The sequence below is a fragment of the Acinetobacter sp. TYF_19 genome (assembly GCF_043105125.1).
Taxonomy (GTDB): Bacteria; Pseudomonadota; Gammaproteobacteria; order Pseudomonadales; family Moraxellaceae; genus Acinetobacter; species Acinetobacter johnsonii.
The window spans coordinates 17152-30680 of record NZ_JBICLH010000048.1 but is presented as its reverse complement, the minus strand read 5'-3'; the positions used below and the strand labels follow the sequence as shown (position 1 = coordinate 30680).

General features: G+C 45.5%; 10 protein-coding genes. 5 read left to right on the top strand and 5 right to left on the bottom strand.

Annotated elements, in window-relative coordinates; translation table 11 throughout:
• Nucleotides 1-182 precede the first annotated feature (182 nt).
• Nucleotides 183-422 (top strand): hypothetical protein, encoded by a 240-nt coding sequence (locus ACF8FD_RS06040; RefSeq protein WP_279678612.1) that lies wholly within the window; start codon nucleotides 183-185, stop codon nucleotides 420-422.
• Between the two features lie 63 nt (nucleotides 423-485).
• On the opposite strand, the gene dnaJ is transcribed toward ACF8FD_RS06040, so the two are convergent.
• From dnaJ to ACF8FD_RS06020, 4 genes are all read right to left on the bottom strand, one after another.
• Nucleotides 486-1604, bottom strand: coding sequence for a molecular chaperone DnaJ (gene dnaJ, locus ACF8FD_RS06035; protein WP_279678611.1), 1119 nt, complete (start codon nucleotides 1602-1604; stop codon nucleotides 486-488).
• Nucleotides 1605-1708: 104 nt separating this feature from the next.
• Complete coding sequence (locus ACF8FD_RS06030) at nucleotides 1709-2086, bottom strand: hypothetical protein (RefSeq protein WP_004978426.1); 378 nt, start codon at nucleotides 2084-2086, stop codon at nucleotides 1709-1711.
• 131 nt (nucleotides 2087-2217) lie between these two features.
• Entirely contained in the window at nucleotides 2218-5355 is a 3138-nt protein-coding gene (locus ACF8FD_RS06025) for an efflux RND transporter permease subunit (RefSeq protein WP_130235507.1), read from the bottom strand.
• 2 nt (nucleotides 5356-5357) lie between these two features.
• Nucleotides 5358-6458 carry an efflux RND transporter periplasmic adaptor subunit gene (locus tag ACF8FD_RS06020; RefSeq protein ID WP_130235508.1) on the bottom strand — a complete coding sequence of 367 codons (1101 nt, stop codon included), beginning with the start codon at nucleotides 6456-6458 and terminating at the stop codon, nucleotides 5358-5360.
• 149 nt (nucleotides 6459-6607) lie between these two features.
• On the opposite strand from ACF8FD_RS06020, the gene ACF8FD_RS06015 reads away from it, so the two are divergent.
• The 4 genes from ACF8FD_RS06015 to ACF8FD_RS06000 all read left to right on the top strand — a co-directional run bounded on the left by ACF8FD_RS06015 (nucleotide 6608) and on the right by ACF8FD_RS06000 (nucleotide 12782).
• Complete coding sequence (locus tag ACF8FD_RS06015) at nucleotides 6608-7234, top strand: TetR/AcrR family transcriptional regulator (RefSeq protein ID WP_279678610.1); 627 nt, start codon at nucleotides 6608-6610, stop codon at nucleotides 7232-7234.
• A 205-nt stretch (nucleotides 7235-7439) separates the two neighbouring features.
• Complete coding sequence (ppc, locus tag ACF8FD_RS06010; RefSeq protein ID WP_178904874.1) at nucleotides 7440-10124, top strand: phosphoenolpyruvate carboxylase; 2685 nt, start codon at nucleotides 7440-7442, stop codon at nucleotides 10122-10124.
• A 301-nt stretch (nucleotides 10125-10425) separates the two neighbouring features.
• Entirely contained in the window at nucleotides 10426-11727 is a 1302-nt protein-coding gene (locus tag ACF8FD_RS06005; RefSeq protein ID WP_058870574.1) for a solute carrier family 23 protein, read from the top strand.
• A gap of 149 nt (nucleotides 11728-11876) precedes the next feature.
• Nucleotides 11877-12782, top strand: coding sequence for a LysR family transcriptional regulator (locus ACF8FD_RS06000; RefSeq protein WP_114837491.1), 906 nt, complete (start codon nucleotides 11877-11879; stop codon nucleotides 12780-12782).
• Here the strand turns inward: ACF8FD_RS06000 and ACF8FD_RS05995 are convergent.
• Nucleotides 12779-13516, bottom strand: a complete 738-nt coding sequence (locus ACF8FD_RS05995) for a sulfite exporter TauE/SafE family protein (RefSeq protein ID WP_062031789.1) — start codon at nucleotides 13514-13516, stop codon at nucleotides 12779-12781. The two genes, ACF8FD_RS06000 and ACF8FD_RS05995, sit on opposite strands and share 4 nt — an antisense overlap.
• Between the last annotated feature and the right edge of the window lie 13 nt (nucleotides 13517-13529).

The window sequence follows — 13529 nt, the reverse complement described above, 5'->3', positions numbered from 1 at the left end:
TAGCTTCAAAATTGCTCTTACTATAGCAAAACTGATTGCCCAGACTAAGGTTTGTTGGCCATTTTCATCGAAAAAATCGCTTTATTTTCAGACATGCTTTCTCAAGCTTTTCACAAATTTGCAATCAATCTTACGCAGACTAGGTTCGCGTTTAAAAACAACTTTAAAATGAGGAAAATAGAATGAAAGCCAAGGTACTTTTTCTAGCGATGGCAGTTGGGGGCAGTTGGGCACAGGTTCAGGCTGAACCCGCTGTTCAAGCGGGCGACACCTTAGAAAGTTTGTCACAGGTAAAGATCACGACCAGTACACATCCCAAAGCACAGGCCGAGCAACAAGTACAAGCCGCTGCACCTATGGCTGAAGAAATGGTGTCGGTTGAAGAGATCGATCAACCTGAGCTGCCAACAGAAACGCAATAACATAAAAAAAGCGGGAAAATATTCCCGCTCTTTTCAACACCGATTCAGACGTACCGTATTCAATTAATCAAACAGTCGGTCAAAGAAAGACTTTTTCTTTGGTGATGATTTGTGATCATCTCCATCCAAGGTCTCTTGCAACTCTTTCAACAGTTCACGTTGACGTGCTGTTAAGTTGACTGGCGTTTCAATCACGATACGGCAGAGTAAGTCACCTTGCATACTGGTACGTACAGGTTTAACCCCTTTGCCACGTAAACGGAACATTTTACCCGTTTGTGTGCCTTCAGGAATTTTCAAACTCACACGACCTTCGAGTGTCGGGATTTCAATTTCTTTACCCAAAGCGGCATCGGCAATGCTCACAGGGACATCCATATACAGGTCTGCACCATCACGTTGGAAGATTTCGTGCTCACGCACCACCACTTCTACGTACAAGTCGCCTGACTGACCATCACGAATCGCTTCGCCTTTACCCGTTAAACGAACGCGGTCACCGTTGTCGACGCCCGCAGGAATCGTCACTTCTAAGGTTTGTTGACGGTCTTTAACACCTGAACCATGACAAGTATTACATGGGTTCTTAATGATCTTACCCTGACCGCGACAGGTACTACAGGTCTGCTGTACAGAGAAGAAACCTTGCTGCATGCGAACCTGACCTGCACCATGACAAGTTTTACAGGTTTCAACATCGTTCGGGTTTTTAGAGCCTTTACCGTCACAGGTTTCACACGGCGCTGGTGCGGTAAAAGTAATGGTTTTTTTCACCCCTCTTACTGCTTCTTCCAACGTCAGTTCCATCACATAACGTAAGTCAGAACCACGACGTGCACGCTGTTGACCACGACCACCGCCGCCACCAAATGCGCCACCGAAAATGTCACCGAATTGACTGAAAATGTCTTCTGCGCTGAAACCACCACCGAAGCCGCCTCCGCCGCCCATACCACCTTCAAAGGCTTGATGCCCCATCCGGTCATACATGCTGCGCTTTTCGCCATCCGATAAAATTTCATAAGCTTCAGCCGCTTCTTTAAATTTCTCTTCAGCTTCAGCATTGTCAGGGTTGCGGTCCGGATGATATTTCATCGCCAACTTACGGTAGGCTTTTTTAATTTCATCATCACTAGCGGTTTTAGCAACACCTAAAACCTCATAATAATCACGTTTAGCCATGTCTGGCGATGCTCCTCACGGAATTTATTTAATACTCAACTGTGGTCTGAAATTGGGTTCAAACCAAGTTTTACAAGGGGGTGTTTGAAAAAAAATCAGTAGAATTAGAAAACTGCTTTATTTTTCAAAAATTTAGACAGGCCTTTAAACCATGCATTTAGAAGGAAGAGAAATGCAATACAGCTAAAAACCACACCTGCAACCGTGCATGCAGTCACCCACAATGCGCTGTCCCAAGTGAAGAAAATAAGAGGAATAAACCACAATGCTGCAAATAAAGCCAAAATGCTATAAATCACAATATTGCGCATGACCCAGAGTGCTTGCGCTTGTAACCACACTTCAGCATGATCAATTTGCGTGACTTTTCGGGCATACCAATAGGAAAATGCGCCACTAATCACAGTAAACAAAGCCAAAAACATGAAGACATAAGAAATCGCGATAGAGCGGCGATACTTGGTTACATTGTCTTGCATCATGCGTTTAACCCCATTTGCCACATCGTTGGTTTTTTAATGTGTAGCAAAAAACTGCTTTATAAAAATGCCATAAATTTCAGGTGCTACTATATTGAAATTTTCAACGTTTCGCACCTGATATTGGCATAAATTTACGGCTTATGGCTAATTTTTTTTACTTTAAACCACTGCGCGTACAAGGCTGGTAAAAAGAACAGGGTTAATAGCGTCGCCACAATCAGTCCGCCCATGATCGCAACGGCCATAGGTCCAAAGAAAATACTTCTAGACAATGGGATCATCGCCAGAACTGCTGCCAATGCCGTCAGCACAATTGGACGACAACGTCGCACCGTCGCATCGATGATTGCATCCCATGATTCATGCCCCGCTTGAATGTCTTGCTCAATCTGATCAATCAAGATCAGCGAGTTACGCATGATCATGCCCGACAAGGCAATGGTCCCCAACATCGCAACAAAGCCAAAAGGTTTATTGAACAACAGCAGGAACAACACCACACCGATCAAACCTAAAGGCGCGGTGAGCAAGACAATCGTGGCACGAGACATACTGCGCAGTTGAATCATCAGCAAAGTCATGACCACGGCCAAGAATAAAGGCATGCCTGCTGCAACCGATTTACCCCCACGTGCAGACTCTTCCACTGTACCGCCGACTTCAACCAAATAGCCATTCGGCAGTTCCGCACGCAGCTGATTCATCTGTTCGGCCATTTCATCCACCACAGTGGCCGGCTGTAACTTAGTTCGAATATCTGCACGTACCGTAATAGTCGGTAGGCGGTTACGATGCCAAATCAAACCTTCTTCAAAGCTATAATCAATTTTTGCAATTTGTGCCAATGGTACTGTTCCGCCATTTGAGGTTGGAACGGCAAGGCTTGCCAGTGATGCCACTTCAACCCGCTCGGCTTGATCGCCACGTAAACGGATTTCAATTAGCTCACGTTTCTCACGGTATTGGTTAATGGTGGCACCCGAAATTGAGCTGTTCAAGAAATTGGCCAAATCTAAACTCGATACCCCCATTTGGCGGGCACGGTCTTGGTCAATCTCTAAATTGATCATCTTGCTTGGTTCACCCCAGTCCAAATGCACATTAGTGGTGTTGGGGTTAGCACTCAGCATCGCTGCGACTTTATCCGCCCAAGCACGCACTTGAGTTAAGTCTTCACCAGACACGCGATATTGAAGTGGATAACCGACAGGTGGGCCATTTTCAAGTAAAGAGACGCGAGTACGTACATCGGGCAATAACTGACGGATTTGCGTGTCTAGGGATTTGCGGATTTCATTGCGATCATCCAGTGAAGAAGCCAAGACCACAAACTGAGCAAAGCTGGCCTGTGGTAGCTGCTGATCGAGCGGTAAATAAAAACGTGGCGAGCCCGTGCCCACATATGCCACATAATTATCTATGCCTTCTTGCTTCGACAGGAACTGTTCAACTTTTTTCACCGCATTTTCAGTTGCCGTTAAAGATGCACCTTCTTCAAGTTTTAAGTCGACCAAAATTTCGGCACGATTCGAGGGTGGGAAAAACTGCTGTGGTACTAACTTAAACATCAACACCGAGAGCACAAAAATAGCCACAGTCGTTGCAATGACTGTTTTGCGATAGGTCACACACAGATCGACCCAACGGCGAAAACCTTGATAGAACTTGGTTTGATAAGGATCGTGATGCTCACCTGCATGATGCACCATCGGCTGAGGTTCTGGCTGTTTGCGCAAACGTGCCCACAGACGGCTATACCACGGCGCTTTTTGAATCAGCTCTTTATTAAAATCGGGCAGGAGTTTGTCACCCAAATAAGGCACAAACAACACCGCTGCAAACCAAGACACAATTAAGGCAATGGTCACCACTTGGAAAATAGAACGAGTGTATTCACCTGTACTGGACGCTGCTGTAGCAATCGGTAAAAAGCCCGCAGCGGTAATCAAAGTTCCCGTCAACATTGGGAAGGCCGTCGTTCGCCACGCATGCCCTGCTGCTTGTAGTCGACTGTAGCCTTGTTCCATTTTGATCGCCATCATTTCCACAGCAATAATGGCGTCATCGACCAAGAGGCCCAGCGCTAAAATCAGGGCACCCAAAGAAATTTTATGCAGACCGACATCAAAAATATTCATGCCTGCAAAAGTCATGGCCAAGACCAGTGGAATTGAGAATGCCACCACCAGTCCAGTACGGAAACCCAGCGAGAAAAAGCTGACTAGCAGTACAATAATCACCGCTTCAGCCAAAACTTTCATGAACTCGTTGACACTACGCTTCACCGCAACAGGCTGATCTGAAACTTTTTTCAGCTCCATACCTAAAGGTAAGGTTTTTTGCAGCTTGGAAAACTCAGTTTCTAAATTTTTACCCAAAGCCAAGATGTCGCCACCTTTACGCATCGACACCGCAATGCCAATGCCATTTTCCCCCATAAAGCGCATACGGGGTTGAGCGGGTTCACTAAAGCCACGATAGACATCAGCCACATCGCTCAGCTGGATGGTTTTTCCATTGACCAATAAAGGCATACGTTGCAGTTCTTCAACGCTCTTAATTTGCCCTGTGACTCGGAGTTGAATACGATCCGACTCTGTTTCAAAAAAGCCTGCACTGGCCATGGTATTTTGCTGTTGCAGGGCTTGTTGCACCGCTGTCACAGGAATGCCTAACTGTGCCGACTTGGTGTTAGAAATTTCAATCCAAATCTTTTGATCTTGCAACCCAACTAAGTTGACCTTCGCGACATCTTTGACGCGTTGCAGTTGTAACTGTAGACGGTCGGCATATTCTTTCATCACTGCATAATCAAAGTCTTTACCGGTCAGCACATAAATGTTGCCGAAAGTATCGCCAAACTCATCATTAAAGAATGGTCCTTGTACCCCATTGGGCAGCTGATGTTTGATGTCTCCAACTTTCTTGCGTACGTCATACCACACATCCGGTATCTCACTGGAGCGCATGGCATCTCGTGCCACGAAAGTCACCATCGACTCGCCGGGTCTGGAGTAGGCCATAATGCGCTCATACTTACCCGTGGTCATCAGCTCTTTTTCAATACGGTCGGTCACTTGTTCAGACACCTCACGCGCCGTTGCACCCGGCCAATAGGTCTGTACCACCATCACTTTAAAGGTAAAAGGCGGGTCTTCGCTTTGTGCAAGTTTGGAATAAGACACCACCCCCACGATGCCCAGCAACAACATCAAATAAAGGACCAAGCCCTTATTTTTTAAGGCCCATTCCGACAGGTTATAGTTCATGCTTAACTCCCTGTCGCAATCTTGACCGTTTTATTGTCACGGCTAATCGGTTGAATTTTTTGTTTTTCACGCAGTAAATGCACCCCACCCACCACGACATAGTCCTTCGGCTGTAAACCTGAACGAATGGTAACGCTGTCTCGACCGTACTCCCCCACACTGACAGGCACTTTACGAATACTGTTGTCAGCATTCACCACCCAGACATAAGCATTTTTACCTGCAGCGGAAACACTGGCTAACGGTACACTCAACACATTGCTTTCAGTTGAACTGAAAAACACCCGAGCACTCTGTCCCAGTTGAATCGTATTTTGTCCTTCACGCAAAGCCACTTTGACACTAAAAGTACGTGACTGATCTGCGGCAGGTGAAATTTCACGGACATAGGCAGCAAAACGTTCATCGGGTTTAGACCACAAAGTGACTAGGGCATCTTGTCCAACTTTAATCTGAGCAATGGCTTGTTCAGGCACACCAATCACCACCTCACGATCACCTGAAATGGCCAGTTGAAACGCGGGTTGCCCTGCTGAAATCACCTGTCCAATTTCAATATTACGCTCGGTAATCACACCGTTTTTATTGGCGATCAGTTGGTTATAACTGGTTTGGTTTTGCGTAACATTGTAATTGGCTTGTGCTTGTTTCAAGCTCGACAGTGCGGCTTTGTATTGATTTTCAACGCTGTCGTACTGTGAACGACTCACTGCATTACTCGGTAATAATTGTTTAAAGCGATTGAGTTCATCCTGCGCATTTTTTTCAGCCGCTTGAGCACTTTCTAACTGTGCTTTGGCTGCATTTAATTGCAACTGGGCATCTTGCACATCTAAGCGCGCTAAAACTTGTCCGACTTTGACTTGGTCACCCACATCGACCAAACGCTCCGTGACTTGTCCCCCAACACGAAAAGACAGTGCCGTTTGTTGGCGGGCTTGCACTTCGCCTGCATAGCTTTTTTGTTCTAGATGCGTGGTATTCGGTTGGCTCACCATTACCAAAGGTACCGACTCTGGTTCAGTCGTGTCTTTGCTACATCCCCACAAGGTGATACTACACACCACCATTATACTTGCCACAAAGGTCTGAATTTTGCTCATGAAGTCTGCTCTTCTTCCATAACCACCAATTAATCAGGCACAATATCCAGACTTAATTTGGTTATTTATTAATTAATATACTGCATAGTACACTAATTAAAGATATGCTCAGATGTAAATGACTTTTTGAACTTTTTTTAGGAAAATGTGTGCAAGCTTCAGCAGGACGTCCCAAGGATTTAGAAAAACGGCAACGTATTTTGGAGGTGGCACGTCAGTTGTTTTTACTACATGGCTACCACGGCTCCAGCATGGACCATATTGCCAAGGAAGCGCACGTCACCAAACTCACGGTGTATAACCATTTTCAGGACAAAGCCAATCTGTTCAGTTGTGCGATTGAAGAAACCTGTGAAAAGCTGATGCTGGGTCGTTCATTTCAACTGCAACGTGCCGAAGACTTTGTGCCCATGCTCGAACAGATTTGTGCGTTATCGATGCATATTATTAACCTGCCTGAGGCGATCAAGCTGGAGCACTTACTATTACAGCTGGCCGCTGAACAAAATCCTTTGCTAGAGAACTTCTATAAAGCCTCCCACCTCAAAATGCGGGCGATTTGGGAGCTGTTCTTTGACCAAGCTCAAGCCTTAGGCGTGCTTCAGTTTGAACAGGTCAATGAGGTCATCACCTTATTAATGTCTTTACTGTTTGGATATCGCCACCAAGAAATGTTACTGGGGATGAATGAAGTGCCAAATGCCGAACAACGCGAGCAACTGATTCAAGAAGCCCTTGCGATTTTTTTATTAAAATACCCCTTACAAAAACCTTAAGACTCGGTTAATTAAATTTATATTTTTTATAATTAATTCAAATGCTTGCAATTAAAAAATCTCTTTACTTTAAAACAATTGCTTGCACTAAGTGTTTCATTTGATTCTAAAATCAGCAATTAATCCACTACTTTTGTCTGCCCCTACTTGGATTGTCATCGAATCGGGGTATAGTCAAATTAAGAACAACGAGGGAATAATAATCATGATTCAACAAATTGATGCTCCACTACGTGAAGATGTCCGATTACTCGGCAACCTATTGGGTGAAACCCTCAAGGAGCATGCAGGACAAGATTTGTTTAATCAGGTCGAGCAAATTCGGGCCTTATCCAAAGGGGCACGGGATGGTCAAGTTGAAGCCGAAAAGCAGCTGGAACAACTGTTTTTCAGCCTTGAAGATGATGAAATTCTGCCGCTGACACGTGCCTTTACCCACTTTTTGAACTTTGCCAATATTGCGGAGCAATACCATGTGGTCCGTAGCCGTCGTCAAAGTGAATTTGATGAGACCGCACCCTCTCCAAATCCGCTCGACCACCTCTTTGCTAAATTTAAAAATAACGACATTTCAACCGATACGCTGTTCCAGCAAATCTGTGATTTAAATATTGAACTGGTTCTGACCGCTCACCCCACTGAAGTTAGCCGCCGTACCCTGATCCAAAAATATGATGGTATCAACGATGCCTTATTTAAAATGGATCAGCAAAAACTGACCCCTCGTGAACGTCAGACCGTTCTTGAAGATTTAAAACAACTGATCTGTTCGGCGTGGCAGACCGATGAAATTCGTCAACACCGTCCAACCCCAGTCGATGAAGCAAAATGGGGCTTTACTACCATTGAGCAAACCTTATGGAATGCTGTCCCGAAGTTCATGCGTGAACTAGACGACATGGTGATTGAACACTGTGGCCAACGTCTGCCTTTAAATGTCGCACCTGTACGTTTCGCTTCATGGATGGGTGGTGACCGTGACGGCAACCCGAATGTGACACACAACATTACGCAAGAAGTCCTGTGGCTATCGCGTTGGAAAGCGGCTGACCTTTACTTACGTGACATTGAAGACTTGCGTTGGGAACTGTCGATTCAAAGCTGTAGCGATGAACTGCGCCAAGCCTTGGGTCAAGACCATCCTGAACCCTACCGTGAATATTTGCGCGATACTCGCGAACGGCTGAAAGCTACGCGCCATTGGCTCGCAGAAAAACTGCGCGGTGCCGATGCCGATGACAGCTTGGTGATTAAAGCCAAAGATGAACTGTTACAACCTCTACTGCTGTGCTATCGCTCTTTGATTGCCAGCAATCTGCCTGAAATTGCCAATGGGAAACTGCTGGACTTTATCCATCGGGTGAACTGTTTCGGGATTGAACTGCTGAAACTGGATATTCGCCAAGAGTCAGGACGTCATCGCCAAGCGATTTCGGCCATTACTGAATATTTGGGTCTGGGTAATTTTGAAACGTGGACCGAACAAGCGCGCCAAAACTTCTTATTACAAGAGCTACAAAGCAAACGTCCGCTGTTGCCGAAGCATTTGAATGAACCTGCACAAAGCTTAATTGAGCAGCCTGAAGTACAAGAAGTATTTGCCACCATGCGCACTTTGGCAGCTCAGCCTCAAGAAAGTTTAGGTGCCTACATTATTTCGATGGCTGAATATCCAAGTGATGTGCTGGCGGTACTGCTTTTGCAAAAAGAAGCGGGTATCCAACACCCTCTACGTGTGGTGCCATTGTTTGAAACATTAAAAGACTTAGATGGCGCCGCAGCCACCATGAATACCCTATTCAATATGCATTGGTATAAACAGCATATTCAGGGCAAGCATGAAGTGATGATTGGCTATTCGGACTCAGCAAAAGATGCAGGCTTTATGTCAGCCAATTGGGCACAGTACCGTGCGCAAGAAGAATTAACCGCGATTGCAAAAACGCATGGCGTACAACTCACACTATTTCATGGTCGTGGCGGTTCCATCAGCCGTGGCGGTGCGCCAACGCAACAAGCCCTATTTTCACAGCCACCTGGCTCGATTTCAGGTGCAATTCGAGTCACTGAACAAGGTGAAATGATTCGCTTCAAGTTTGGCTTAGAAGGCATTGCGCTACAAAACTTAGAGATTTATACCGCTGCTACTTTAGAAGCCACTTTACTTCCACCGCCCGTCCCAAAACCTGAGTGGCGCGAGTTGATGCACAGCATGACCGATTTGTCGGTACAAGTGTATCGTCAGACTGTGCGAGAAAACCCGCACTTCGTAAAGTACTTACGTACAGTCACGCCAGAGCTTGAACTGCAAATGTTACCGCTTGGCTCACGCCCTGCAAAACGTAAAGTCACTGGCGGCATTGAGTCCCTACGTGCCATTCCTTGGGTATTTGCGTGGACTCAGATTCGTTTGATGCTACCCGCTTGGTTGGGTACAGGCGCGGCAATTAACCAAGTGATTGATCAAGGACATAAGGCTACCTTAGATGAAATGCTGGTGGCATGGCCGTATTTCCAAACCCTGATTGATATGTTGGAAATGGTACTCTCAAAATCTGATGCTCATGTAGCGCTGTATTATGAGTCGCACCTGACTGATGATGAGGACTTGAAAGTGCTCGGTGAACATCTGCGTCAGCGCTTAAAGTATGCGGTGCAAACCCTGTTAGCGCTTAAAGGTGAGTCTAAACTCCTCAGCAGTAACGAAGTTTTAGATCAGTCGATGAGAGTGCGCAAACCGTATTTATTGCCTCTGCATTTACTCCAAGCAGAGTTAATGAAACGTCGTCGCCGCTACCTAGAAGAGCGTCAGGAAACAAATACACCTGTAGATCATGCACTTATGGTAAGTATCGCCGGCATTGCAGCGGGTCTTCGTAACACAGGATAAAGTTTTAAGCCCGCTCCATTTAAAGCACATCACTATGATGTGCTTTTTTATTGAACGCATAGTCAAACCTTTTATAATTTTTTTTATCAATCCAATCATAAATATTTATGAATAAGCGATTGGCTAAATTTACCAATTAAACCTTGATTTATCATTATTTTTAAAAATATAAATTTTTACCATGCGGTAAAAAGTTCTGAAAAGTCATAAGATTAGTTTGAACAATTTTTTGTATCACTGATTAAATCTTCTAAAAAACAAGAGTATGATGTGCACAATTTATCTTTAGGGTGCTCAAAAAATGTCCAATTGGTTTCCCAAATGGCGCTCGTACGAAGGCAATATCGATGCACGTCCTGTTGGCACAAGTGAATATCTCCCTGCTTCACAAAGTGCAATTTTAGGTGTGCAGCATGCCTTTGCCATGTTTGGAGCAACGGTTCTTGCACCTTTCTTGATGGGCTTCGATCCCAACCTTGCCATTTTAATGTCCGGGATTTGTACCATCTTGTTCTTTATTATGACGGGTGGACGTGTTCCAAGTTATTTAGGTTCAAGTTTTGCCTTTATTGGGGTCGTGATTGCAGCAACGGGCTATACCGCATCGGGCACAGGCGCACTCAATCCAAACTTAGCTATGGCGGGCGGCGGTATTATTGCCTGCGGCGTGCTCTATACCTTGTTTGGTTTTATGGTCATGGCAACGGGCACCAAGTGGATTGAAAAACTGATGCCGCCTGTGGTGACAGGTGCTGTGGTGATGATTATTGGTCTCAACCTTGCCCCAGTGACGGTCAAAGGCGTTGCGGGCAATTCCTTTAATATGTGGATGGCACTGGTTACCGTATTATGTATGGGCTCGATTGCCGTCTTTACTCGTGGTTTATTGCAACGTCTCTTATTATTAATTGGTTTGTTACTGTCTTACTTGGTCTATTTCATCGTGACCAATGTTATGGGCTATGGCACAGCGATTAATTTTGCCCCGATTCAACAAGCCGCTTGGTTTGGTTTACCGACTTTTCATGCACCTGAATTTAATGCCAATGCCATGATGATCATTGCACCGATCGCATTAATTTTGGTGGCAGAGAACCTCGGTCACATCAAAGCCGTGAGTGCGATGACTGGTGAAAACCTAGATCCACACATTGGTAAAGCATTTGTTGCCGATGGTGTAGCAACGACGTTAGCCGGTGGTGTCGGCGCTCCAGGCATGACCACCTATGGTGAAAACATTGGGGTCATGGCAGTCACACGAGTTTACTCGACTATCATTTTTGCCATTGCAGGTGTGTTTGCCATTTTCTTAGGTCTGTCTCCGAAATTTGGTGCCATCATCCATACCATTCCGACCGCGATTTTAACCGGTGCGTCGATTGTGGTGTTTGGTTTGATTACCATCGCAGGTGCAAAAATCTGGATTGAAAACAAAGTCGATTTTTCACAGAACAAAAACCTGATGGTCGCAGCAGTCACCATAATTTTAGGTACAGGTGATTTTGCCTTACAAATTGGCAACTTTAACTTGGGTGGTATTGGTACTGCTACGTTTGCAGCGTTGTTCTTAAACTGGTTCTTCAGCTTAGGGCAAAAAGATTAATCTATCTGATATTTTGATTATCCATTGTTGATCGCAGCCTTCGGGCTGCTTTTTTTGGTCTAATGCTCTGACTCCTATTACACCTAAAGGTATGTCTCAAAACGCAAAAAGGACTAAGATAAAGCAACATTTTCCGCTTTGACCCTGCCATGCGCCTTGATTTTTTTGATCTGCAATTGTTTATCAATATCTTGAGTACAGGCAGTTTGACCAAAGGTGCAGAACGTTCCGCCATTTCTTTACAAGCCGCCAGTGAGCGGATTAAAAAATTAGAACAGCATTTTGAAGTGAGTTTATTTACCCGCCATGCAACTGGGGTAAAAGCGACCCTTGCTGGACAAACCTTTGCGGAACATGCGCAGCACTTACTGCAACAACAGCAGCAATTACAACAAGCCATGCTGCCCTTTGCTCACAGTGCAACGAGCAACATTATATTGTGGTGCAACTCATCGGCGCAGAGTGAGTACTTACCTCATTTATTGCCGCAGTATTTAATGGAAAATCCGAAGCTCCATATTGAATTAAAAGAAGCCGAAACCAATGACATCATTCAGGCCCTCAGTACAGGTACGGCGCAGTTGGGGCTGATCTCTGGTTTTTTTGATGCAGGGCAGCTTGAAACTCAAGAGTTTGCTGAAGACCCGTTGGTACTGATCTGCCCAAGCCAGCATCCACTTGCCACTGCGGCTCAACTGGAGCTGGGTGAATTATTGCAACATCCGTTTGTGGGCCTCATGCAATATCACTCCTTACAACAGTCCATAGAAGCGCAAGCCAAACGCTTAGGCTGTGACATCCATTATCGTCTACGGGTGCCGAACTTTGCCGCGATCGCCCAAGTCGTCGCCAATGGCGTCGGCATTGCGATTATTCCCAAACGGGCAGCACTGCGTTTAAAAGTGCAGTATGACTTTCAGCAGATTGAACTCTTAGGCAAATGGGCCAACCGCAAGTTGCTGTTAGCAGCACGGTGTTTTGATCAGCTCCCCGCAGATTATCAACGCTTTAGTCAATTCCTCTTGAGCCAACATGACCAACTCATGCCGCATTAAAGCCAGCCCAGTTGATGTAAAACCATATAACTGCCAAATAAGACTAGGCCCACAAAAAACACCTTACGAAAGGCCTGCTCAGGGATGCGGTAGCGAATTTTAGTGCCCAACCACATTCCGAGCAATGCAGGAAGCAGAGCGATCAACGACAGTTGATAGTCAATGGGAGTGTCTTCAACAGGATTTAGATGTAAATACACAGCAAGACATAAAGTTGAAACGGTAAAGGCAAGGCCGAGCGATTGTACCAAATCATCCCGTTTCAAATGCAAGGACTGCAAATATGGAACCACGGGAATCACCACCACCCCTGTCGCCACCGTCAAAGCACCGCCCAAATATCCCATGATTGGTGATAAATATTTTTCATACGGGGCTAAGTTGGGCATGTTTTTGGCAAACAAACCATATAGACCATAAATGGCCAACATCCCGCCCAACAGCGCTTCACTTTGAAATTCGCCATGTCCAAGTGTAGGAAAAACACTCCAAACTGAACCAATGATCATGCCCACCAGCAATGGCCAAAAGCGTTGTACCAGTCGCAGTACACGCCCTTCTGCAAACAATTGCCAGAAGTTCGTAACCATGGAAGGGATTATGAGCAAAGTTGCCGCTTGAAATGGACTAATCACCAAAGATAAAAGTCCCATCGACACGGCGGGCAAACCTAGGCCAATGGTGCCCTTAATCATGCCTGCGACAGCAAAAACAAAAATAACAAAAGCAAGCATGACGCTTCTCTCT